25 protein-coding genes are annotated in these 22,433 nt (G+C 37.5%); 17 read left to right on the top strand and 8 right to left on the bottom strand.

Annotated elements, in window-relative coordinates; genetic code table 11:
• Window positions 1–786: 786 nt before the first annotated feature.
• Window positions 787–1,650: a DUF1002 domain-containing protein gene (locus tag EEJ45_RS10785; RefSeq protein WP_124564824.1), complete on the bottom strand. Its 864-nt coding sequence runs from the start codon at window positions 1,648–1,650 to the stop codon at window positions 787–789.
• A gap of 184 nt (window positions 1,651–1,834) precedes the next feature.
• Here EEJ45_RS10785 and EEJ45_RS10790 point away from each other — a divergent pair, with 184 nt between their 5' ends.
• Complete coding sequence (locus EEJ45_RS10790) at window positions 1,835–2,269, top strand: peptidylprolyl isomerase (RefSeq protein WP_124564825.1); 435 nt, start codon at window positions 1,835–1,837, stop codon at window positions 2,267–2,269.
• A gap of 404 nt (window positions 2,270–2,673) precedes the next feature.
• Window positions 2,674–3,036: a GNAT family N-acetyltransferase gene (locus tag EEJ45_RS10795; protein ID WP_124564826.1), complete on the top strand. Its 363-nt coding sequence runs from the start codon at window positions 2,674–2,676 to the stop codon at window positions 3,034–3,036.
• A gap of 9 nt (window positions 3,037–3,045) precedes the next feature.
• On the opposite strand, the gene EEJ45_RS10800 is transcribed toward EEJ45_RS10795, so the two are convergent.
• Window positions 3,046–3,561: a DUF309 domain-containing protein gene (locus EEJ45_RS10800; protein ID WP_124564925.1), complete on the bottom strand. Its 516-nt coding sequence runs from the start codon at window positions 3,559–3,561 to the stop codon at window positions 3,046–3,048.
• Between the two features lie 266 nt (window positions 3,562–3,827).
• Here EEJ45_RS10800 and EEJ45_RS10805 point away from each other — a divergent pair, with 266 nt between their 5' ends.
• The 6 genes from EEJ45_RS10805 to phnF all read left to right on the top strand — a co-directional run bounded on the left by EEJ45_RS10805 (window position 3,828) and on the right by phnF (window position 9,138).
• Window positions 3,828–4,565, top strand: coding sequence for a segregation/condensation protein A (locus EEJ45_RS10805; protein ID WP_124564827.1), 738 nt, complete (start codon window positions 3,828–3,830; stop codon window positions 4,563–4,565).
• 94 nt (window positions 4,566–4,659) lie between these two features.
• Window positions 4,660–5,235, top strand: coding sequence for an SMC-Scp complex subunit ScpB (scpB, locus tag EEJ45_RS10810; RefSeq protein WP_124564828.1), 576 nt, complete (start codon window positions 4,660–4,662; stop codon window positions 5,233–5,235).
• A gap of 267 nt (window positions 5,236–5,502) precedes the next feature.
• Window positions 5,503–6,399: a ComEC/Rec2 family competence protein gene (locus EEJ45_RS10815; RefSeq protein ID WP_380018249.1), complete on the top strand. Its 897-nt coding sequence runs from the start codon at window positions 5,503–5,505 to the stop codon at window positions 6,397–6,399.
• A gap of 136 nt (window positions 6,400–6,535) precedes the next feature.
• Complete coding sequence (gene nagA / locus EEJ45_RS10820) at window positions 6,536–7,717, top strand: N-acetylglucosamine-6-phosphate deacetylase (protein WP_124564829.1); 1,182 nt, start codon at window positions 6,536–6,538, stop codon at window positions 7,715–7,717.
• Window positions 7,689–8,465: a glucosamine-6-phosphate deaminase gene (nagB, locus tag EEJ45_RS10825; RefSeq protein ID WP_124564830.1), complete on the top strand. Its 777-nt coding sequence runs from the start codon at window positions 7,689–7,691 to the stop codon at window positions 8,463–8,465. Before nagA ends, nagB begins: the two co-directional genes overlap by 29 nt.
• Window positions 8,407–9,138 (top strand): phosphonate metabolism transcriptional regulator PhnF, encoded by a 732-nt coding sequence (phnF, locus tag EEJ45_RS10830; RefSeq protein ID WP_124564831.1) that lies wholly within the window; start codon window positions 8,407–8,409, stop codon window positions 9,136–9,138. The genes nagB and phnF overlap by 59 nt, the downstream gene beginning before the upstream one ends.
• Before the next feature lie 8 nt (window positions 9,139–9,146).
• On the opposite strand, the gene EEJ45_RS10835 is transcribed toward phnF, so the two are convergent.
• Window positions 9,147–9,956: a Cof-type HAD-IIB family hydrolase gene (locus EEJ45_RS10835; RefSeq protein WP_124564832.1), complete on the bottom strand. Its 810-nt coding sequence runs from the start codon at window positions 9,954–9,956 to the stop codon at window positions 9,147–9,149.
• 168 nt (window positions 9,957–10,124) lie between these two features.
• Here EEJ45_RS10835 and glcT point away from each other — a divergent pair, with 168 nt between their 5' ends.
• The 5 genes from glcT to EEJ45_RS10860 all read left to right on the top strand — a co-directional run bounded on the left by glcT (window position 10,125) and on the right by EEJ45_RS10860 (window position 15,934).
• Entirely contained in the window at window positions 10,125–10,979 is an 855-nt protein-coding gene (gene glcT, locus EEJ45_RS10840; protein ID WP_124564833.1) for a glucose PTS transporter transcription antiterminator GlcT, read from the top strand.
• Between the two features lie 377 nt (window positions 10,980–11,356).
• On the top strand, window positions 11,357–13,408 hold the full coding sequence (gene ptsG, locus EEJ45_RS10845; RefSeq protein ID WP_124564834.1) for a glucose-specific PTS transporter subunit IIBC: 2,052 nt from the start codon (window positions 11,357–11,359) through the stop codon (window positions 13,406–13,408).
• Window positions 13,409–13,529: 121 nt separating this feature from the next.
• Window positions 13,530–13,793: a phosphocarrier protein HPr gene (gene ptsH / locus EEJ45_RS10850; protein WP_124564835.1), complete on the top strand. Its 264-nt coding sequence runs from the start codon at window positions 13,530–13,532 to the stop codon at window positions 13,791–13,793.
• Window positions 13,793–15,502: a phosphoenolpyruvate--protein phosphotransferase gene (ptsP, locus tag EEJ45_RS10855; RefSeq protein ID WP_124564836.1), complete on the top strand. Its 1,710-nt coding sequence runs from the start codon at window positions 13,793–13,795 to the stop codon at window positions 15,500–15,502. The genes ptsH and ptsP overlap by 1 nt, the downstream gene beginning before the upstream one ends.
• Before the next feature lie 129 nt (window positions 15,503–15,631).
• Entirely contained in the window at window positions 15,632–15,934 is a 303-nt protein-coding gene (locus tag EEJ45_RS10860) for an ArsR/SmtB family transcription factor (protein ID WP_124564837.1), read from the top strand.
• A 1-nt stretch (window position 15,935) separates the two neighbouring features.
• Here the strand turns inward: EEJ45_RS10860 and EEJ45_RS10865 are convergent, their stop codons facing one another.
• The 3 genes from EEJ45_RS10865 to EEJ45_RS10875 form a co-directional block, all read right to left on the bottom strand.
• The gene (locus EEJ45_RS10865; protein ID WP_124564838.1) at window positions 15,936–16,169 is read right to left on the bottom strand and encodes a DUF3915 family protein; all 234 of its coding nucleotides are present in this window, start codon (window positions 16,167–16,169) and stop codon (window positions 15,936–15,938) included.
• 97 nt (window positions 16,170–16,266) lie between these two features.
• Window positions 16,267–16,464, bottom strand: coding sequence for a hypothetical protein (locus tag EEJ45_RS10870; protein ID WP_380018264.1), 198 nt, complete (start codon window positions 16,462–16,464; stop codon window positions 16,267–16,269).
• A gap of 81 nt (window positions 16,465–16,545) precedes the next feature.
• A complete protein-coding gene (locus tag EEJ45_RS10875) occupies window positions 16,546–17,004 on the bottom strand; it encodes an RNA helicase (RefSeq protein WP_124564840.1) in 459 nt (152 codons plus the stop codon).
• A gap of 78 nt (window positions 17,005–17,082) precedes the next feature.
• Here EEJ45_RS10875 and EEJ45_RS10880 point away from each other — a divergent pair, with 78 nt between their 5' ends.
• Window positions 17,083–17,388 (top strand): aminotransferase yhxA, encoded by a 306-nt coding sequence (locus tag EEJ45_RS10880; RefSeq protein ID WP_245999883.1) that lies wholly within the window; start codon window positions 17,083–17,085, stop codon window positions 17,386–17,388.
• Entirely contained in the window at window positions 17,385–18,608 is a 1,224-nt protein-coding gene (locus tag EEJ45_RS10885; RefSeq protein WP_124564841.1) for a glutathionylspermidine synthase family protein, read from the top strand. The genes EEJ45_RS10880 and EEJ45_RS10885 overlap by 4 nt, the downstream gene beginning before the upstream one ends.
• 86 nt (window positions 18,609–18,694) lie before the next feature.
• On the opposite strand, the gene EEJ45_RS10890 is transcribed toward EEJ45_RS10885, so the two are convergent.
• Entirely contained in the window at window positions 18,695–19,309 is a 615-nt protein-coding gene (locus EEJ45_RS10890; RefSeq protein WP_124564842.1) for a nitroreductase family protein, read from the bottom strand.
• Between the two features lie 260 nt (window positions 19,310–19,569).
• Between EEJ45_RS10890 and EEJ45_RS10895 the strand changes: the two genes are divergently transcribed.
• Window positions 19,570–20,856 (top strand): sensor domain-containing diguanylate cyclase, encoded by a 1,287-nt coding sequence (locus tag EEJ45_RS10895; protein WP_124564843.1) that lies wholly within the window; start codon window positions 19,570–19,572, stop codon window positions 20,854–20,856.
• 171 nt (window positions 20,857–21,027) lie between these two features.
• The gene (locus EEJ45_RS10900; RefSeq protein ID WP_124564844.1) at window positions 21,028–21,894 is read left to right on the top strand and encodes an NAD(P)-dependent oxidoreductase; all 867 of its coding nucleotides are present in this window, start codon (window positions 21,028–21,030) and stop codon (window positions 21,892–21,894) included.
• Between the two features lie 160 nt (window positions 21,895–22,054).
• Here the strand turns inward: EEJ45_RS10900 and EEJ45_RS10905 are convergent, their stop codons facing one another.
• A complete protein-coding gene (locus EEJ45_RS10905; RefSeq protein WP_124564845.1) occupies window positions 22,055–22,318 on the bottom strand; it encodes a hypothetical protein in 264 nt (87 codons plus the stop codon).
• Window positions 22,319–22,433: the final 115 nt, after the last annotated feature.

A 22,433-nucleotide genomic window follows, 5' to 3' on the forward strand; every position in this document is an offset into this window, starting at 1 on the left:
GTACACCTAACTTCAGATGTGCGCTCGCACGTGGTCCGCGAGCCGTTCTCGCGGTACACCTAACCTCAGATGTGCGCTCGCACGTGATCCGGTAGCCGCTCTTGCGGTACACCTAACCTCAGATGTGCGCTCGCACGTGGTCCGCAAGCTACTCTTGCGTTTATGTTTAGTCGCGAGTATTACCTATCAAATGCGAAGACTTTTGTGGGAAAAGCAACGAAAAGAACCAAGTGAGTTGAAGTGTGCCTATATGGTACAAATTTACTTAAAAAAATACACGCCCCACTCTTTTACACCCTAGAACATCTTGGCTTCGTGCTAACTAGACTCTTTCAAGATGTAAGCAAGAATGGCAAAAAAGCACGGCGATACCAAAAAGCGACGCCGTTTAAAATCCTAAGCTTAATAGAGAAATCAACGGCTCAGCTACCCACAGTCGCATAAAATATGTGACAATGGAAGCTGTATTTGAGTATGCCTAAAAAATAAGCTTTTAATCAAAAACAATAAAAAAGTCATCCCAATGCCTTTGGCATTGGGATGACTTCGCTAAAGTTGATGGCTAGACCCCTTTTTAACTATATAAGTCTACATAGTTTTTTCAATATATAAATAGCAAGAAAATAACAACTCCAGAACGCCTCACTAAGTGTGTATATTCTTACTTGACCCGTAAGCCTTGACTGCAACCATATATTGTTCGTTCTTCTATCCCACAAAAAAAAGAATGTCGGTTTTTCTAGTTGTACTTATAGCAGTAACCTACAGTCAAGAGTTTACATGTCTTTATTTGAACAAAGATTTAATAAAGTCTATGAAACTTGCAAAAATATCTTTGATTTGATCAAGAAACGTTTGTCCTTCTTCCGAGCTTAAAAAGGCAGATACTTGCTCTTTCGCTTTATTTAATTGATTCGTAACCTGATCCCAATCAATATTTAGGTTTTTCATTTTATCAAATAATGTAACTAGATTGTTTAGCTGCTCCTCTGTAAGGGTGATCCCGAGTTCTTTGGCTAACTTTTCAATCAAAATTCGTAAGTCTTCTATTGTTTTTGGCGGATTTTCAGCAATTGCTTCTTTTACACGTGTAACAAGCTCTACTGCTTTATCAGAACCAATTTGATCACCAAGCTTTGCAGTTGTAACCATTTCTTGGTTTGCAACTTGTTTTACTTCTTCAGGAATAGGCTTGTTGGCAGTTGTTTCATATGCTTTCATTAGGCCTGTTAAAGCAGCAGTTCCGCTTACTTGAAACGGTGCTGTAATATATATGTCTGCATCCTTGACACCTGCTGTAATCAATGCATTAGTGTACATGGCATCTGTAACCCAAGAAATGTTGTGGGTTTGTACCACGAGGCCAGAGCCTTTTTTTGTATACGTAATTTTAGATGAAGAAATAGCCTTTGTCCCAATTTGAGCTTTGGGAACGTATTGGCTCAAATATTTATGCTCTTCCGCATTAGAAACGAGAATGGTTTGAGCGTCAGCGGGCGCCTTCATATCATCGAGTACTTTCTGTTTTTGGTCTGCGGTTAAGTTTTCTCCAAGCGTAATAATTGTTTCTCCTTCAGCTACATCAGCAAGTACGTAAGTTGGCACAAGTAATGTAAATATAAGGAGAAGTGCTAACCATTTTGTTTTCAATACTATCGCTCCTTTGTAAAGTTTTGAGGGCAACATGCTAATTATAATATAACTGTATGCTTTGTCATCGGACTTTAGATGGATTTTATCAAAAATAAGGAAGAACGTCTATTCTACTATTTTTATTTTACAAGTCAAATGTGTTATGATTGAGCAGTATGAACGATAAGGAGGTTTTTTAGTTATGAAAAAAGGTTATATTTTAATGGAAAATGGTCAAAAGGTAGAGTTTGAATTGTTTGCAAATGAAGCACCAGGAACAGTAGCAAACTTTGAGAAGTTGGCGAATGAAGGCTTTTATAATGGTCTTACGTTTCACCGTGTAATCCCAGGTTTTGTAAGTCAGGGAGGCGATCCAAATGGGAACGGAACAGGTGGCCCTGGTTATACAATTAAGTGTGAAACAGCCGGAAATCCGCATCGACATAAAGCAGGTGCTTTATCAATGGCACATGCTGGTAGAGATACGGGCGGCAGTCAGTTTTTTATTGTTCATGAACCACAGCCGCATTTAGATGGTGTACATACAGTGTTTGGACAAGTGACAAGTGGTCTGGAAACAGTACTAGCTATGAGAAATGGCGATATCATGCAAGAAGTGAAAGTTTGGGAAGAATAAGACCTGTTTTTCAGGTCTTTTCTTGTAGGGTGGAGACAAGTGTACTGTTACTAATTAACCTGTTTGAATGGACGGGACCGGGTAGATTTCACAACTGGGCAAATTACGTTTGCAGGGACAAGTAACCGATTTGATAGAGTCATTTTCTATAGTAAAAATTAGTGATCTTCATAACGTTCCATTGTACTTATTATGTTTTGTAAACAGGAAATAATCTTTTCCCTTGGTATAAATAGTCAAGATATAATCCTTCTCACAGCTTATAAAATGATGTAGAATAAGAAATACTTATGACATTCTTAGGTGATTCACGCATATTCTAAAAGACAATCTTGAAATTAGCTTTGTATATTATATGTAGTGGTATGGGAAAGAAAGTTTTTTTATAAGAAGGGATAAATTTTATGCTGATTCGTTTCAAAAAAAGTTACGAAAAAATTGCAATGGGTCTTCTTTCATTTATGCCTACCGAAAAGGATTTAAAAAAGCTGCAAGTAACGGTTAAGGAATATGAAGAAAACCAAAATTGGCAGCTGTATTTATGGAAAGAAAATGAAGATGTATTAGGAATTATCGGTACTATTAAAAAAGAAGATGGGGTTGTGCATATTCAACACATTTGTGTTACACCTTCGCACCGTCATGCAGGAATTGGAACAAAAATGGTACAGGAGCTTCGTTCTATGATGCCAGGTGTTACCGTATGCGGAAATGAGCATACAGCTTCTTTTTGTGAGAAATGTGAAGCAGATCCGATACAGTTGTAAGGCGGAGAATTATCTCCGCCTTTTTTGTATTTGTTTGCTTCTTTCGGCAATCACATCTGTACGATCTCGTAATGTATGCTTGTTGATAAGATAAACATTGGTGGCATCGCTTGGTTGTCCCCATATAAAGCCTAGTTTTGCGCATTCCATGTTGCATAATTGTTTTAAATCATCTGCAATAAGAGGTAAGTTAATATCGGTATACGGTTTATTTGTTTCCATGCGATGCAATGTCTTAGTAAGTAATTCAATAAGCTGTGTTGTATCAAGCCCTAGTGTGTGTACTATGTGTAATTGCTCACTTAAGATACGAAGAGCGCTTTGCATCATGCGTTTTGCACCTTCCATGTTATTTCTTCTGTAGTGATAGAGTGATACGGCAATTTGTATGAAACCAACCAGGTAAGCATCGCGTTGTCCTCTCGGTTTCTCCTTCCAGTACTCTTCCAGAACTTCGTGACATTCAAAATAATCTCTGTCTCCATGAAAGTGAAGTAAGTATTGTATATACGCTTGAGGGTACAACATTATTCCTCCTTCTATTTGTTGTATTGTCATTGTACTATATATGTCGTCCGTTTCTCTCACAATACCTATGATTTTATACAGGATGTACTTTTTATAAGCTCTGTACCCACCTGAATAGCACCTGTTTCTTTATTGGATTAAAAAGAGAGTTCGTTTTATTACTTGTACATATAGCTTAAAACGCAATATGTATTTTTTTGTTGGATAGTATTGCAACATGCTCTATACTTATACTGTTATAGAAAATAGTTGGTGGGATGCTTGTGCAGTACAATATTAAAATAGATGCATTTGAAGGTCCGTTAGACTTGCTATTGCATTTAATACATCGATATGAAATTGATATATATGATATACCAGTTGCTGTTATCACAGAGCAGTACGTAAATTATATTCATACAATGAAAGAACTGCAATTAGACGTAGCAAGTGAATATTTGGTCATGGCTGCTACTTTACTTGCGATAAAAAGTAAAATGTTACTTCCTAAACATGAAGAGGAGTGGATTGAGGAAGAGCTTTTAGAAGACCCTAGGCAAGAACTGATGGAGCGATTATTAGCTTATCAAAGCTACAAACAAGCAGCTGTACAGCTTAGAGAAAAGGAACAAGAGCGTGCACAGTTATTTACAAGAGAACCTGTTGATTTCACTGACTATCAAAAGCAAGAACAAGGGGAGTATATCCCCGTAGATGTTACTTTATATGATATGTTGGCTGCTTTCCAGAAACTATTGAGACGAAAAAAAGTCCAAAAGCCACTTATGACAAAAATAGTTAGGCAGGAAATTTCTATTGAAAAAAGAATGGAAGAAATTATGCAGCAATTGGAGAAAGGTACGAGTAAAAAGCGATTTGATGAATTATTTGAAACAGATGCACGTGAAATACTGGTAACAAGTTTTCTAGCTATTTTGGAACTCATGAAGAAGAAGATGATTATTATCGAGCAGGAGCATAATTTTGAGGATATTTATATCATGAAGTCCCAATATGCTTAAATGTTATAAAAGAGCGTGATTGAGTTCATGATGTTCACAAAAGAGTATTGCATGAGGAAGTTAAGGATAGGCGAGAATGGAAGGAGTTATGGTTTTGAGTTATATAGAGCAAAAAGCGGTTGCAGAGGGATTATTATTTGCGGTCGGTGAAGAAGGGATTGAAATGTCGCGTTTGATGTATGTGCTCGACCTTTCAATGGAGGAAGCTTCTTCTATCATAGAAGAGTTACGAGAAACATATGAGCAGCCAGACCGTGGTTTTAGGCTAGTTGAGCATGGCGGAGCATATCGATTAATTACTAAAAAAGAGCACGCTCTTTACTACAAAAAGTTAATTGAATCACCAACTTCTTCTAGTTTGTCACAAGCTGCATTAGAAACACTTGCAATTATCGCATATCGCCAGCCCATTACCAGAACGGAAATTGAAGATATTCGCGGTGTTAAAACAGATAAAGCATTGCAAACATTAACAGCCAGATTGCTTATTAAAGAAATGGGGCGTGCGGAAGGAACAGGTAGACCCATTTTATACGGTACAACGAAAGAATTTCTAGATGCATTTGGTTTACAATCTTTGAAAGAGTTACCTCCGTTACCAAAGGAAACGGAAGACTTAGAAGAGGCTGATTTATTTTTTGATTCATTGAACCAGGTTTCCCTTGACTAGGGCCTGGTTTTTTTTTTTTGAGGCATTAAAGTTCGTTGGTGATTCCCTTTATGGGAATTTGCTTTCCGCGGGCTGTTAGAGTGCTACGTGTCTGCAGGGGCTCAATCTTCCACTCTAATCAACAAGAAAGTGTAGTTCTAATAAGGAAAGAAGGTCCTGTTATATTGTTCCCTTCGACTTGGCAAGTCTCCATAATACGCTGTATATTTCCTAGGAATTGTATAGTGATTTTCGATTGGGAAACAATATGAAAAAGGAGGTGGCCGATTGAAGTTGGTACGGATCTCCATGCATTGCCTTATATTTATTATTTGCTTTTGTTTATTTGGTGTATCTTATGCCAGTTATTCTCCCTCTATGCCAGTAATGAGAGTTGCTCGTGAATCGCAACGTACGCCTCTTACAGTTACCTTTTTAAAGGTTGGACAAGGGGACTCTACACTACTCTCGCTGCCAAACGGCAAGCATATATTAATTGATGGAGGTCCCCATGAAGCTGGGGAAGCCGTTATTCATAAGTTAATTGAGAAAAGAATTAAAAAATTAGATTTAGTAATTAGTACACATCCAGATATGGATCATATTGGAGGGTTAATACAAGTAATTCAGCAGGTACCAGTTACAATGATACTAGATAGCGGCAAGCATTATTACTCGTTAACATACCGGATGTATATAAGAAGTGTTAAAGAGCGTAAAATTCCGTTTATTGCAGCAAAAGAAGGGCAGTTCCTTCCATTAGATCCTAATATATCCATTCGTGTATTAAATGATGGTAAGAAAAAAGATGCTAATAATGAATCTTCCATTGTTCTGCAAGTTCGTTATAACAAAGCAGATTTTCTTTTAATGGGGGATGCAGATGTTGCGACGGAGAAAAGAATTATTGACCGATATAGCGTGCATGCTGATGTATTAAAAATTGGTCATCATGGCTCTTATACGTCATCGAGTGCGCGTTTGCTTACGAGTGCTAATCCGCAGTTTGTTGTATTGTCTTATGGAAAAGGAAATCCATATGGTCATCCTCATCAAAGTGTGATGAAGAGGCTACGAAAATATGGTATGCAAGTTTATTCGACTGTGTCAGGAGATATAGAATTTCAAACCGATGGAAGTAATATTGTAATTAATAGAAAAACCCCTTTGCCGCTTTTAAAATGAAGAGAATAAGACCATAGATGTATTTTCTTCATTTTTTCTTTTCAAATTTAAAGATATCAAGTATACTTTTAAATGTATAGACAACTAATTGTCTAGTTTTAAATCAAAAATCCAATCCAATAAGGGAGGATTTTGCATGAAACGAAAGGTTATTATCCGAGTTAAAATTTATACTGGCTATGAAGTAATTGAAGAAGGATATATTCGATATAACAATGTGATAGAAGAAGTAGGTAGTATGAGGAATTACAAAGCTTCTGACGATGAAATAGTATACGATGCAGCAGGTGGTATCATAATTCCAGGTATGATTGATATTCATATTCATGGTGGGTATGGCATTGATGTGATGGATGGAGAAGCGGAATTGTTACTAGCGTTTGAAGAGAAGTTACTACAAGAAGGTGTTACATCTTTTTTCCCCACAACTATGACACAATCTGAACAAGCCATTACTAATGCATTACAAAGTATGAGAGAAGCAAAAGAAAGAGGGGCCCACTTTCCTTATATCCATTTAGAAGGACCATATGTATCAAAAAAGAGAGCTGGTGCGCAGCCAATGGAACACATTGTACCAGTTAATATTGAGCAATTTAAGAAGTGGCAGAAAGAAAGCAATGATTTAATTAAATTAGTCACATATGCCCCTGAAGAAACAGATGCAGAAGAATTTGGTGGGTATTTACAAGAAAAGGGGATTGTTAGAGCTGTTGGACATTCTGATGCCACATTTGCGCAGTTACAAGAGCTGAATATCTGTCACGCTACACATTTATTCAATCAAATGAAACCCATGCATCATCGTGAGCCGGGCGTTGTGGGCTACGTGTTGTTGCAAGAAGATACTATGGTTGAAATTATCCCTGATGGTATTCATGTTCATCCAGAAATGATTAAACTTGCTTATCGTTTGAAAGGTGCAAAGAAAATAAGCGTTATTACAGATGCGATGCGAGCAAAAGGATTAAAGGATGGCGCATATGAGCTTGGTGGGCAAACGGTCTTTGTGAAAGAAGGAAAAGCCACACTAGCCGATGGGACGCTAGCAGGAAGTGTTCTCAAAATGGATGAAGCATTTCGAAATATTATAGCCTTTACGGGTTGTACGATTGAAGAAGCAGTGCTTATGACGTCAGTTAACCAAGCGGAAAAGTTTCAGCTTCATCGCAAAGGAGCACTATTGCCAGGGAAAGATGCGGACTTTGTAGTGTTAAATGAGGAACTATTTATTGAAGATACAGTAAGATGTGGTATTCATTTAAATTATAGTAATGGGAGGACGTGTGATGAAGATACTTATCGTAAATTCAAATGAAGAGTTGGCAAAAGCGGGTTATAATTGGATAGTAGAAATACTACGTACACAATCTACCCCAGTTTTAGGAATGGCTACAGGTAGTTCGCCTATGGGGATATATAAGTTAATGAGAGAAAATCATCTTGATGTAAGCCATACAGTCACGGTAAACTTAGATGAGTATATAAATGTGCCTGCCAATCACGAAAATAGCTACCATTGTTTTATGAAGAAACAATTATTTGATCATATCTCGTTCAAAAAAAATTTTCTACCAAATGGAATGGCAGAAAACTTACAGGAAGAATGCTTGCGATATGAACAGGTATTAGATGAATATCCAGTAGATTTACAAATACTAGGTATTGGAGAAAATGGACATATTGGTTTCAATGAACCGGGTACGTCGTTTTCTTCGCGAACACATGTTATTCAATTGACAGAATCGACAAGACATGCAAATCGTCGTTTTTTTAATCATGAACATGATGTGCCAACGCATGCTATTACTATGGGAATTGCATCAATTATGAAAGCGAAGCGAATTATGTTGTTAGCTATGGGTACTGCTAAAGCATCGGCTGTCCGACAACTACTAGAAGGTCCTATAACAGAGAAGTGTCCTGCAACTATACTTCGCGAACATCCCGATGTACTTATCATCACTGATCAGCAGGCGTTATCTTTATGTAGTGAGGAGAGTTTGTATGAGCATCAACAAGTATTCTCCATTTCCAATTTATTATCAAATTCAAGAATGGGTTAAAAACCAAATTGAGTCCGGAGAGTGGAAACCGGGAGATAAAATTCCGTCTGAACATGAGTTGTGTGAAAAATTTAGTGTGAGTCGAATGACCATTCGACAAGCTGTCAACAATTTAGTGGAGCAGGGGTATCTATTACGAAAACGAGGAATTGGAACATTTGTACAATTACCAAAAGTGGAACAACGCTTGCAAAGCATGACAGGCTTTACTGAAGACATGAAAATGAGGGGGATGCATCCAAGTAGCACATTGCTTAGCTTTGGCATCGTTGATGCATCTGCTAAAATAGCAGGAAAGTTAAAGGTAGCTGAAGGAACTTCCGTATACGAAATTCGTCGTATTCGTTTAGCCAATCAGGAGGCGATTGCTTATGAGACAACGTACCTTTCAGCAGATGTTGTCAAAGATATGAATGAAAGGATTCTTCAGCATTCTTTGTATGAACATTTAGAAGAAAGACTGGGGTATAAGTTACTTCGTGCTACGCAGACAATTGAAGCCTCTGTTGCTGGAGAGGAGGAGGCTACGCATCTGCAGATTGCGCATCGGGCACCGGTTCTCGTTGTGGAACAAACGTCTTATGATGAAAAAGATTTACCAATTGAATATGTAAAATGCATATATCGCGGCGATCGTTATAAATTTATTACAACCATCTCTCGGCAGAAATAGGAAAAACTTCACGCTTGTGGTGTGAAGTTTTCTTTGTTATATTTACGAACGTACTCAACAGCTTCTTTAACAGATGTGACAACATGCGCAGCATGTTGTTTAACCTCAGCATCTGCTATCTCCATAGCAAAGCTGTATGGTGTCAGTTTAAACATTGAAATGTCATTATACGAATCCCCAACACAAGCCATTTCATGGGGAGCAAGACTATGTTGTGCCAGTAACAATGAGATAGAAGACCCCTTATCAACATTGGCTGGAACAATATCTAAACAATTTTTGGCTGAAATAAAAGTGTTAACGTATTTTGGGAATCGCTGTTCGATTTGTTTTTGTAAATCAAGTAAATCTTCTTCTTCACCACCGACTGAAATTTTATTAGGATGCAACGACACTCCAATTTCATCTATGAGACTAGGCATTTCAATTGATGTCATTGTTGCTTTTTCCTCTAATTCCAACACAAATGGGGTTTTCTCTTCTATATAATAATTATGTTCATCACTTACATACCGTATAAACTTGCTTCCTTGTGTGATTTGTACCAAATCCTTTAAAATGGACGGTTCAAAAGCCGCCGAAAATAAAAGTTCGTTAGTTGGTGTATAAATAAATACACCGTTGACGCTAATCCGATGAAAGTCTGTCGCAATATCTTTCATTAAGGATGCAATTTCATTGTCCAGTCGACCAGAAGCAAAACACAGTACAACACCTTCTGATGCCAATTGTCTTAGTGCTAACAAATCCTGCTCGTCAATGACTCCTCCGTGACCCATTATTGTACCATCAATATCGCTTACAAACATTTTAATCACATGAAGCACCTCTTTCATACAGTATACGTTGTATTATTATAGAGGGACGACAAGACTTTGTCTAAGAAACTTGCTTTCTAAAAGTGGCAATGTTTTGCATTGACGAAAAAGAAGCATATTTTGTAACATGGAAATAAACTGCGTTTTTACGTAAGGGGGGTGGATTTTATGAAAGAATGTCTCAAAATCAAGAAAGTTTTAAATAATAATGTTATTATTGCTTCCCATAATCAGCACAATGAAGTAGTGGTAATTGGTAAGGGGATTGGATTTGGTAGAAAAACAGATGATATACTCGATGGAGAGCGTGCTGAGAAAATTTTTGTTTTAAAAAATGAACGAGAACAAGAGCAATATAAAATGCTTGTACCTCATGTAAGCGAACGATTAATTGAAATTATGAACGACGTATTGCTTTACATTCAGCAACGAGTAGAGGCACCCTTAAATGAGCATATTCACGTAGCACTTACTGATCATATTGCGTTTGCAATTCGCCGTTTAAAACAAGGATTTGCAATGGATAATCCCTTCTTAATGGAAACAAAGGCTCTATATCCACAAGAGTATAAAATAGCAACAGATGTGGTTTCTCTCATCAATGAACGATTACAGATAGAACTACCGGAAGGTGAAATTGGTTTTGTTGCGCTACACATTTATAGTGCTATAACAAATTCAGAAGTATCATCCGTAAACCAAAACTCTCGTCTCATTGCTCATCTTATCACATTGACTGAGGAGCAATTAGATTTGTTAATAGACAGAGAAAGCATTCATTATCTCCGTTTAGTAAGACATCTTCATTATGCGATTGAGCGCGTAAAAAATGGTGAAAAAGTAGAAGAACCTAAGCGATTTGCGGAAATTTTAAAAGATGAGTACCCAGTTTGTTATAATTTAGCGTGGAAACTTGTAAAAGTGATGCAAAACCAATTGCAACAGCCTGTGTATGAAGCGGAAATCGTTTATCTCACAATGCACCTACAACGATTAGTACAAAGCAAAATAAATGTAAAGTAGTATAGAATCAGACAAAGTACTGTAATGTAAATAAAGAAAATGTCGAATTTTGTAAGTTGAATACTGTTAAAAAAAAGTGTTGAATCGCTTACATGAGTTATGTATAATAGCATTACGACAAAAAGTCTATTTTTCGACAAATATTGCAATTGTTATTAAAGCAGTTGTGGATTAGTCATGATAGTTGAATATTGCATTTATTTTTATACTAATTCGACACGTGTTACTGATTCGATCAGGCATGAGTGAAGAAGGGAAGGAATGTTAGCGCATCAAAGGGGTATAATACCTTTGAAAAGCTATATCCTGCCTTTTTTCCTCATGCCTTTTTATGTTTGTCGGAAAAATATTAATAAGAAAAGGGAGGAAGATTCCAAATGTTTAAAAAACTGTTTGGTGTTCTTCAAAAAGTCGGTAAAGCCCTTATGCTCCCGGTTGCTATTCTACCGGCAGCGGGTATTTTACTTGGTTTTGGTAATGCGTTCCAAAACGAGACATTAACAAGCCGTATTCCTGCATTAAAAGCAGAATGGTTTGTAATGGTTGCAAAAGTTATGGAGCAATCTGGTGACATTATTTTCGCAAACCTTGCATTATTATTTGCAGTTGGTGTTGCGGTAGGTCTAGCGGGTGGAGAAGGCGTAGCAGGTTTAGCTGCTATTGTCGGATTCCTCATCATGAACAAAACAATGAGTGTGGCGCTGGATGTTGCAAGTAAGGTATCAGTAATTAATGCAGATACACCAGTTAAAGTTGGGTTTACTGATCCTTCTTATGGTTACGTTCTAGGTATTCCGACATTGCAGACTGGTGTGTTCGGCGGTATTATTGTCGGTATTCTTGCTGCTTATTGCTATAACAAATACTTTAATATTGAGTTGCCATCATACTTAGGCTTCTTTGCTGGCAAACGTTTCGTTCCAATTGCGACAGCAACATTTGCTTTAATTTTGGGTTTAATTATGATTGTGATTTGGCCACCAATTCAAAGTGGTTTAAACGCATTTTCTCACAGCATGATTGATACAAATAAAACATTAGCAGCGTTCGTATTTGGTCTAATTGAACGTTCTCTTATTCCATTTGGGTTGCACCATATTTTCTATGCGCCGTTTTGGTTTGAGTTTGGTTCTTACAAAGATGCTGCAGGTGAAATTATCCGCGGTGATCAAAAGATTTTCTTTGCACAGCTTAAAGATGGTGCTGAATTAACTGCAGGTACATTCATGACAGGTAAATTCCCATTCATGATGTTCGGTTTACCAGCAGCAGCTTTAGCAATGTATCATGAAGCACGTCCTGAAAACAAAAAGCTGGCTGCCGGTATTTTAGGATCTGCAGCATTAACTTCTTTCTTAACAGGTATTACAGAGCCAATCGAGTTTTCATTCTTGTTCGTTGCTCCTGTATTATTTGCAATTCACGCAGTGTTCGCGGGTCTTTCATTTATGATAATGCACATTTTAGGTGTTAAAATTGGTATGACATTCTCTGGTGGTCTTATCGACTTCTTATTGTTCGGTGTACTTCAAAACCGTACAGCATGGTGGTGGGTACCGGTAGTTGGTCTTGTATTCGCTGTAATCTATTACTTCGGATTCCGTTTTGTAATTCGCAAATGGAACTTAAAAACACCTGGCCGTGAAATCGTTGCTGACAATGACGATGAAGTGGCAGTTGAAGCGGGAGAGCTTCCTCGTGAAGTTCTTATAGCGCTTGGTGGCAAAGAAAACATTGCTTCTTTAGATGCGTGTATCACACGCCTACGTGTACAAGTAAAAGACCAAAAAGAAGTGAATAAAGATCGTCTTAAAGAGTTAGGTGCAGCTGGGGTACTAGAGGTTGGTAACAATATTCAAGCGATTTTTGGTCCGAAATCCGACACACTAAAATCCCAAATTCATGACATTATGAAAGGTCGTACACCGCAAGTTACAGTGGCGTCCGAGGTAAAATCGGCTCCTGCTGTTACAGAAGCAGTTGAAGAAATTGCGGTTCCAATCGATGGTAAAATCCTACCAATTACATCGGTTCCTGATCAAGTATTCTCAGGGAAAATGATGGGTGATGGGTTTGCGATTGAACCAAGTGAGGGTACAGTTGTTTCACCTGTAAACGGTGAGATTGTAAATGTATTCCCTACAAAGCATGCTATTGGTATTCAATCTGAAGGTGGAAAAGAGATTCTAATTCACTTTGGTATTGATACTGTAAAACTGGGTGGAGAAGGTTTTGAAAGCCTAGTTGCACAAGGTGATAAAGTAACACAAGGTCAGCCGCTTCTGAAGGTGGATTTAGACTTTGTAAAAAACAACGCGCCATCTATTATTACACCAATTGTCTTTACAAATTTAAAAGATGGACAAGAAGTTGTAATTACAGAAGGTACTGCCGCAAAAGGTCAAAAAGGCGTTATTACTATTAAGTAATTTGACGAAAAAAGTTCATACTTTATAATAGGTGATATGGTTGACCCTGTATCACCTATTATATAAAATGTAAATAAGGCATATTGTCTATACAACTGAAACACAAAGGAGATTATCAATTATGGAAAAAATCTTTAAAGTAACTAGTGAGTCAGGTATTCACGCGCGTCCTGCTACACTTCTTGTTAACACTGCAAGCAAATTTAACTCAGATATCAACTTAGAGTATGTTGGAAAAACCGTAAACCTAAAGTCTATCATGGGTGTAATGTCTCTTGGTATTCAGCAAGGTGCTGAAATTAAAATTACTGCAAACGGTGACGATGCGGCTCAAGCACTAGCAGCGATTGAAGAAACAATGAAAAACGAAGGTTTGGGAGCGTAATGTCTCTTAACATCAAGGGGATTGCCGCATCAAGTGGGATCGCAATTGCGAAAGCGTTCCGCCTCGAAAATCCTGAACTAATCATTGAAAAGAAAACTGTTGAGGATACAGCTGCAGAAGTGGTTCGTTTAGATGAGGCGCTTGCTGTATCTAAAAACGAATTGGCTGCGATTAAAGATCTTGCCTTTGCTGAACTAGGGGCAGACAAAGCGGCTATTTTTGAAGCTCATTTGTTAGTATTAAACGATCCAGAACTTGTAAATCCTGTAAAAGATAAAATTAAGGGTGAGCAAGTAAACGCTGAATATGCTATGAATGAAGTTGCTACAATGTTTGTGAACTTGTTTGAAAACATGGATAGCGAATATATGAAAGAGCGTGCAGCTGATATTCGTGATGTAACGAAACGTGTTCTAGCTCATCTGTTAGGAGTAAGCTTTTCTAACCCAAGCACAATTACAGAAGAAGTTGTTATCATTGCTGAAGACTTAACGCCTTCTGATACTGCACAGTTAAATCGTAAATACGCAAAAGGATTTACAACGGATATCGGTGGTCGTACGTCTCACTCTGCAATTATGGCACGTTCTATGGAGATTCCAGCCGTTGTAGGTACAAAAGTTGTGATGGAACAAATTAAAAACGGTGACATTGTCATTGTCGATGGTTTAGACGGCGATGTTATTGTAAACCCTTCTGCTGATGTTCTTCGTGCTTATGAAGAAAAGAAAGCCAAATTTGAAGAGCAAAAAGCGGAATGGGCAAAATTAAAAAATGAACCAACAGTAACGAGTGATGGTACGCATGTTGAGTTAGTTGCCAATATTGGTACACCTAAAGATGTAAAAGGTGTTATTGATAACGGCGGAGAAGGTGTTGGCTTGTACCGTACGGAGTTTTTGTATATGGGAAGAGACAACCTGCCAACAGAAGAAGAACAGTTTGAGGCTTATAAAACTGTTCTTGAAAGCATGGGCGGTAAGCCGGTTGTTGTGCGTACGCTTGATATTGGTGGAGATAAAGAACTTCCATACTTACATTTACCAAAAGAGATGAACCCATTCCTAGGTTATCGAGCAATTCGTTTATGTCTTGAGGAACAAGAAATTTTCCGTACGCAACTTCGTGCATTACTTCGTGCAAGTGTATATGGAAATTTAAAAATTATGTTCCCGATGATTGCAACGCTGGACGAATTCCGTCAAGCAAAGGCTATCCTGATTGATGAGAAAGACAAGCTTATTTCAGGTGGCATAAGTGTATCTGATAGCATTGAAGTAGGTATGATGGTAGAAATTCCATCTTCTGCAGTGCTTGCAGATCAATTTGCGAAGGAAGTTGATTTCTTCTCTATTGGCACAAATGACTTAATTCAATACACAATGGCAGCAGATCGTATGAACGAGCGCGTGTCTTATCTGTATCAACCATATAATCCGGCAATTCTACGCCTTGTTAAAATGGTAATTGATGCAGCACATAAAGAAGGAAAATGGGCTGGAATGTGCGGCGAAATGGCGGGCGATGCATTAGCTATTCCACTTCTAATCGGCTTAGGATTAGATGAATTCAGTATGAGCGCAACGTCTATTTTACCTGCAAGAACACAAATTCGTAAGCTGTCTAAAACAGAAATGCAAGAGCTTGCAAACAAAGCTTTAAATATGTCTACTGCAGAAGAAGTAGTAGAGCTGGTTAAATCCATCTAACACAAAAAAGAGCCGCTATGCCGGCTCTTTTTTATTAGAAAATTGCTTCTTCAGTTTCTACAGTTGACATAGCTTACAAATTCTTATATGATTCGTTCATCAGTTTAAACGAATGAGAGGATGGTTGCTATGGGACAAAAAGCTATTGATATGTTTCGAGCCTGTATACCATTGTTCCAAGCACTTAGTGACCCAGCCAGACAAGACATTATTTTGTTGTTGGCTGAGAATGAGGCGCTCACGGTTAATGAGATTACAGAGTTCTCTTCTTTATCAAGACCTGCGATTTCACATCATTTAAAAATATTGCGGACAAATAAGTTGGTAACAATTGAGCAAAAAGGAACACAACGATACTATTCACTTTCAATTGAAACGTCCGTTGCCATGTTAAAAGAACTTATTCAAACGGTAGAAGAAACGTGCATGTAGGTTATATGACGATGGCAATAATATCATTTGGATGAACGCGTAGTATACCGGAGGCTGGGATATTGCCTCCGGAGAACAAGGCAATGTGATTTGTGTATCCTTCAAATACAATGTTTTTGTAAACAGCATGTGTATTTCGAATCAGTAATTGTGCAATATATGTTCCTGATGCCACGTTTTGTAGTAGTGCACTTTGCATGTTGTTTCTCATTTCTTCTCGATATGACCAAAACACTGGAATTCCCTCCTTTGCAATAGCATATGGAGGAATGAATGTAAGTTGAAGATTTTAAATATAAAAAATAACGAGGTCTTATAGACCTCGTTATTTTTTATATTTGTTTTGTTTTATGACGAACGAGTATATATACTGGAAGTGCTAACAGAAACGGAAACGAAGACTGAGAGATATATTCAAGCCATCCTTTTTGCGGATTGAACTCTTTGGCAAATTGTAGAACGGTAATGTTAAAAGCATCGCCGAAAAGAAAGAACAACAAAACGGTTACAAGATAACTAAGGACCGCCATGAAGCTTCCATGAATCTTCAAAGTAATTCCCCCACAAATGATGTTTGCTATCATTGTAGCACATTTGTAATGAAAAATACATCAATATGTATCAGTAGTAACATAGATTACATAACAACCTCGGTCTTCATCAATCTCTGCACTATCCCGCTTACGTAGCCCAATGGTTGGGATAAATACATAGTCTTTTAGTAAATAGCGCAAAGCCTCCCAATGCGTACGCCCGTAAGGATGTAATTCCAATGTGTATAAAAGAGGCATATGATTTTCGGTGACATATTCACGAAACTCAATGTGTACGCCTTTGTTAGTATAAGAGTGTTCATCAGGAAAGGATGCGACCGGTCCGAGCTTTTCAACAATAAGCATATCCTTGTCTAGTTCCATCTCGTTTGAGAGAAGGCGATACTGTTCACCATTTAATACTAAGTACTCACACAATTGTCTTGCGTATATTTCATTTGGATCAATATTTCCCTCTAGATACGTATAGAAAGCTTGATATCTTTCATTTTCAGCAATATAGTAAGTAAGCTCCATTTTTAAAATTCTCCTTTCTTCTTTTTTTCTTTCATCATATCATAGAGAATAGAAGAGATGTAAAAAAGAGGTGCTTTAATGAAAAAAACAAACAAAGTATTACTTAGTGTAATGACCATTGCTGGGGCAACGGGTTGTAGTAATGAGACAACACTTCCTCCTAAGCCTAATGACTCGCAATGCCGTGACTATGAGTTTGATTATGATGAGGGAGTGTGGGAGTGCGATGATAGTAGTTCTGCTTATTATAGACATTATTATTATGGTGGCAATCGTTATGCAACTCGTTCAGAGCTAAGAAAGGATGCTAATTACAAAAAATATGTGCAAAGTGATGCCTTTAAAAAAGGATTTGGCAGTGGATCCAAGGTGAGTGGTTCATGAAAAAGAAGCGCACAGAGTTTTATAAACGAATAGATGAATTTTGGCCAGATTTATATGGAGAGGCATATGCGTTATTTGATGTTTTATTAATGAGTAATAAAGAGAAGCAAAAGATCGCTGAGGCATCTTGGCGAGTAGGAAAACTCTTTTTTAAAACGGCAACTTTACTGCGAAATTTAGATGATGCCACACTTATTACTATGTCATATCCAAAGGAAGCCTTAGCTTTTATTAAAATGGTAGCTCCTTTACCAGAATCTGTTATTGCTCGTATTGATTTTGTAGAGCATGCAGGTACATATAAGGTAATGGAATTAAATGCAGACACGCCCACCTTCATTAAGGAATTATTTCATGTTAACAGACTTGTATGCACGTATTTTAATTATGAAGATGTAAATCATGGAGAAGAAGTTCGTTTAAAAGAAGCTGTACATACGGCGATTACGACCTGCATACAAACTGCAGGAACCGCTGATCCTTACGTAGTATTTACAGCACACCAAGAAAATATTGAAGATCGATTTACCGCTTTATATCTGCAAAAATTATATGAAGGAAAATCTTCTTTTGTGCCGCTAGAGGAGTTGCAAATTATTGAGGGAGAAGGTCTGTTTGATGAGTCCGGTAAAAAAATTGATATCTTATACAGACAAACCTTTCCAATAGAAAGCCTTTTGCTAGATCGAGATACAGAAGGAAATCCCATTGGGCAGATGCTTTTACAATTGGTATTAACTAAAAAATTGCAACTGATTAATCCCCCATCAGCTTTTTTATTGCAAAATAAAGCTGTACAAGCTGTAATTTGGGGACTATACGAGGAAAGGCACCCATTCTTTACTGAGGAGGAGCATAGGTGGATTGGTGAGTATATGCTACCTACCTATCTAGAAGCAGACGCCTTTTTAGAGAAAGGCATCCCTTATGTTAAAAAGCCGACGTTTGGTCGGGAAGGTGATACAGTTGAAGTGTATGACAAAAAGGGAAGAATAGAGTTGGCAGATGCACAGCAATCTTACGCCGACTATGGTTTCATATATCAGCAATATATAGAATTACCGAAAGTAGAGGTAGATGTAAACGGCGAAAAAAAATGGCTTCATAAAATGTTTGGAAGCTTTTTGTTGCAAGGGACAGCAAGTGCGATTGGGTGTCGCGTTGGAGGAAAGATTACAAATAATTTATCTTATTATCTGCCAGTTGGAATTCCAAAATAAAAACGTGCGATTTCGCACGTTTTTTATTCTTTATACGCCTCAAAAACCTCAGTCATATGAAGCTAAGCAATCTAATTTTATTTTTCTTACATCCATTCTGCAATTTGATCGAGCTTCATACGAGCAGACGGATGACCTGGTACACTTGCTTCACCAATTGTAATAAGCATAACAGGTATGTAACGAGAAGGGATTTGGAAGGTTTCAATAAATTGCGCCGCATTATAACCACCAATTGGACAAGTGTCCCAGCCTTTGGCTTTGGCAGCTAGCATAAATTGCATAGCTGCTAGAGAAGCGTTACAAACAGCAGCTTCGCGAGCATATTGAGAATTGCTGTAGGCTCCCGCTACATTAGCTGCCAACTTATCTTTTGCTTCTTTGGTCATAAATCCTTGTACAACTAATGGCCCAAATACTTCATCTACGTTTTTTTGAGCTTCTAAGTCTCCTAAGACTGCTATAACAGCAGATGCATCGCGGATTTGCTGTTGATTGTATGCAATTGGATACAATTTCTCTTGAATGTCTTTGTCTTGAAATACGAGAAATTTCCAATGCTGCAAATTCCATGCAGATGGCGCTTTACCTGCAGCCAGCAGTAATTCGCTTAGTTCTTCTTTTGATATTGCTTTTTCAGGATTGTACGCGCGAGTTGATGTGCGCTCATTCATTACGGTAAAAAAATCTTTTGTTGTCATTCTTTTTTGCCTCCGTAAGCTTCTATTACTAATACTTACATTTAGTAAGTAAGGATTATAAGATACAACATTATTCTGTATAGTGTCAAGCTTTTTGCTCTTGCTAGTTAGTATGTCCGAAATATCATGAAAGTAGGAGAGGTGAGCCCTTTTTGCAAAATGAGGGATATTTGCACAAACTTATCTGTATGAAGGCTCATACAATACATAGGTAAAACAATAGGAGGTTCCGAACGCGTAAAGTGAGGGACAGACGCAAAATGAAAATTCTACATTTTTTATTAAACAATACAATTTTTCAAAATCTACTACATGATCTTAAAGTAAATGTTCTATTTGTTGGGCAGGATACAGACGCATTACTATTGACAAAGAATTTGCAACCCAATTGTTTATTCATTGTTGATAATATACATGATGGCCATATGTTATGTGAGGCAGTACAGCCGGAACTTATTATTTTGGATATTTCAACTAATCAAGTACACGAATTTATCGAGAAAATAAGTAGTCCTTCAAATGTTATTGTTATTCTGCAAGAGCGTACAGCAGCTACCTTTTCTTTGTTTGACAGTGGTGTTCGCTATTTCATTACACCTCCTGTTACACCTGAAAATTTATTAGCAGCAATCCAAAAAAACTTGTATGAACTAACACTACAAAGAGAATTAGATGCACAAAAAGATGTAGTGCGTGGCTTACTAGAATTTCAACAAGATATGTTACTTTTTGTAGAAGATGATGAACTAATGGATTGTAACCAAAATTTTCTACAATTTTTCGGTTATGACAATATTAGTGACTTTCGAGACAGCAATGAGGTTGTTGCCGATCATTTTTTAGATGCAAGAGGGTATTATTTCCCTGTTAATAAATGGGATTGGATAGAAGATTGTCTACAAGAACCTAGAAAAGTAAAAATGAAAAGTGCCTGGGGAGCAGAGTATATTTTTCTTCTTCGTGCTTCTGGTCTACCAGAGGATGGTACGCGGTTCATTCTTATCTTTAATGATATCACTGTCATTGAAAAACAAGAGATTGAAGCTCAGAAAATGGTAACGATGGATGTGTTGACTACAGCTTGTAACGCTTATAAATTTCAGGTTTTATTTGCGGAAGAATGGGAAAAAGGCTTTTTAAATGGCACTGTGTTTTCTCTTGTGTTGTTTGATTTAGATGAATTAAGGGATATTAATAATAAATACGGTAAAGACAGTGGAGATCTTGTGCTCGCACAATTGGGTGAACTGATTACTGCACATTTACATTCAAAAGATATCTTCGCAAGATTAGAGGAAGATACCTTTGCGTTACTTTTTCCTGCAACGACAGAGCGTGAAGCTTTTCAAAGAGCAGAGCAGCTACGGTTTTTTATTGAGACCAAAAAGTTTACAGGTGTACCTCGTTTAACAGCGAGTTTTGGTGTTGCAATGTATAAAAGTGGAGTAACGCGAGAAATATTAATGGGGCGTGCAAAAGCAGCTTTGAAGGAAGCAAAATACAAAGGTAAGAATCAGGTATGTTTATATAAAAACAGAAGAGATTAAATATTTCGCAACTTATGTTGCGTTTTTTTTGTTTATTTGGATAATAGAAGAGGGCGTGTGTTGGATTAAACCAACCAGGACGGCCAAATGAAAAAAAGATAGTACGCATTTCGTGTATTTTAAATGAATGAAGAACAGTACTTCATCCAGAATAGAAAGGAAGTAGAAGTAATGGAAACAATCGGGTTTATTGGAACAGGTGTAATGGGAGCTAGTATGGTTCAACATCTATTGCGGGGGGGATATGACGTAATAGTATATAATCGCACGAAAGAAAAGGCAATGGCATTGGTGGAGAAGGGAGCTGTTTGGGCTAATACTCCGCAAGAATTAGCAGAACAAGCAAGTGTTATCATGACAATGGTTGGTTATCCTCATGATGTGGAACAGTTATATATAGGGGACAATGGAATATTAACACATGCTCAACCGGGCAGTATTTGTATTGACTTTACAACATCTACCCCAACTCTAGCTGAAAACTTATATAAGCAAGCGAAAGAAAAAAATATACACATGTTAGATGCGCCTGTTTCTGGGGGCGATATTGGTGCAAGAGAAGCAAAGCTCGCTATTATGGTGGGAGGAGATGCTGAAGTATTTGAGAGGATTTTACCATTGCTACAGCTGTTAGGAACAAACATTGTGTTACAAGGTGAAGCGGGAAGTGGGCAGCATACAAAAATGTGTAATCAAATTGCCATTGCTTCTAATATGATTGGTGTATGCGAGGCAATTGCATATGCAAAGCAAGCAGGTTTGTCTCCTGAACAGGTGCTAAAAAGTATTTCTACAGGAGCTGCGGGAAGTTGGTCATTAAGTAATCTCGCACCGCGTATGATGAAAGGAGATTTTGCGCCAGGCTTTTATATTAAGCACTTTATTAAAGATATGAAGATTGCATTAGAAGAAGCAGAGCGTATGAATTTATCCTTACCGGGTTTAGCGATGGCAAAAGCAATGTATGAGGAATTAGCTGCTCGTGGAAAAGAAAATGATGGTACGCAAGCGCTTTATACAACGTATATACAGAGATAACGCATTATATTTCCAAGAATTGTTTAGTGTTTTAGACGAACATAAGTAAAAAGAAACGGGTCAAAGCCCGTTTCTTTTTATATTGACTTTGTTAGAAGTATTGCATTACAGATGCAAATTGTCTCCTAAGATCTCACTAAACTTCACCGTAATTTTTATATTATGAGCGTTCGGATTCAGGTTGAACCGGAAGAGAAACCAATTCTCCGATGATACGTTTGTTGGTAGCTGTGGTTCTCTTAACGAGATACAACAAAAACAAAAAAGAAATGGGGATGGATATATATATACCGAACAGAAGAGCGCTTACAATACAGGAAACGAAACCATATATGCCAATTTCAAATTGCTCACGAAGTAATCCGAAAATGGCTGGGAATATACCGCATATCATACCAATTATGAGGGATATAATCATATTCATCTTAAATCCTCCTCTTTAAATAACAGCTCTTATATCTAGTATAGTCGTGAAGTTCAAAAAATTTACACAAAACGTTCACAAAATAGACAAAAGTAGTGGATGAGAGGAGGTGATA

The sequence above is a fragment of the Ectobacillus antri genome (assembly GCF_003852715.1).
Classification (GTDB): domain Bacteria; phylum Bacillota; class Bacilli; order Bacillales; family Bacillaceae_G; genus Ectobacillus; species Ectobacillus antri.

Coding starts and splice junctions, on each gene's coding strand:
- EEJ45_RS10790 (WP_124564825.1), top strand. CDS start 1,835: ATGAAAAAAGGTTATATTTTAATGGAAAATGGTCAAAAGGTAGAGTTT.
- EEJ45_RS10795 (WP_124564826.1), top strand. CDS start 2,674: ATGCTGATTCGTTTCAAAAAAAGTTACGAAAAAATTGCAATGGGTCTT.
- nagA (WP_124564829.1), top strand. CDS start 6,536: ATGAAACGAAAGGTTATTATCCGAGTTAAAATTTATACTGGCTATGAA.
- nagB (WP_124564830.1), top strand. CDS start 7,689: ATGAAGATACTTATCGTAAATTCAAATGAAGAGTTGGCAAAAGCGGGT.
- phnF (WP_124564831.1), top strand. CDS start 8,407: ATGAGCATCAACAAGTATTCTCCATTTCCAATTTATTATCAAATTCAA.
- glcT (WP_124564833.1), top strand. CDS start 10,125: ATGAAAGAATGTCTCAAAATCAAGAAAGTTTTAAATAATAATGTTATT.
- ptsG (WP_124564834.1), top strand. CDS start 11,357: ATGTTTAAAAAACTGTTTGGTGTTCTTCAAAAAGTCGGTAAAGCCCTT.
- ptsH (WP_124564835.1), top strand. CDS start 13,530: ATGGAAAAAATCTTTAAAGTAACTAGTGAGTCAGGTATTCACGCGCGT.
- ptsP (WP_124564836.1), top strand. CDS start 13,793: ATGTCTCTTAACATCAAGGGGATTGCCGCATCAAGTGGGATCGCAATT.
- EEJ45_RS10860 (WP_124564837.1), top strand. CDS start 15,632: ATGGGACAAAAAGCTATTGATATGTTTCGAGCCTGTATACCATTGTTC.
- EEJ45_RS10870 (WP_380018264.1), bottom strand. CDS start 16,464: ATGGCGGTCCTTAGTTATCTTGTAACCGTTTTGTTGTTCTTTCTTTTC.
- EEJ45_RS10875 (WP_124564840.1), bottom strand. CDS start 17,004: ATGGAGCTTACTTACTATATTGCTGAAAATGAAAGATATCAAGCTTTC.
- EEJ45_RS10880 (WP_245999883.1), top strand. CDS start 17,083: ATGAAAAAAACAAACAAAGTATTACTTAGTGTAATGACCATTGCTGGG.
- EEJ45_RS10885 (WP_124564841.1), top strand. CDS start 17,385: ATGAAAAAGAAGCGCACAGAGTTTTATAAACGAATAGATGAATTTTGG.
- EEJ45_RS10890 (WP_124564842.1), bottom strand. CDS start 19,309: ATGACAACAAAAGATTTTTTTACCGTAATGAATGAGCGCACATCAACT.
- EEJ45_RS10895 (WP_124564843.1), top strand. CDS start 19,570: ATGAAAATTCTACATTTTTTATTAAACAATACAATTTTTCAAAATCTA.
- EEJ45_RS10900 (WP_124564844.1), top strand. CDS start 21,028: ATGGAAACAATCGGGTTTATTGGAACAGGTGTAATGGGAGCTAGTATG.
- EEJ45_RS10905 (WP_124564845.1), bottom strand. CDS start 22,318: ATGAATATGATTATATCCCTCATAATTGGTATGATATGCGGTATATTC.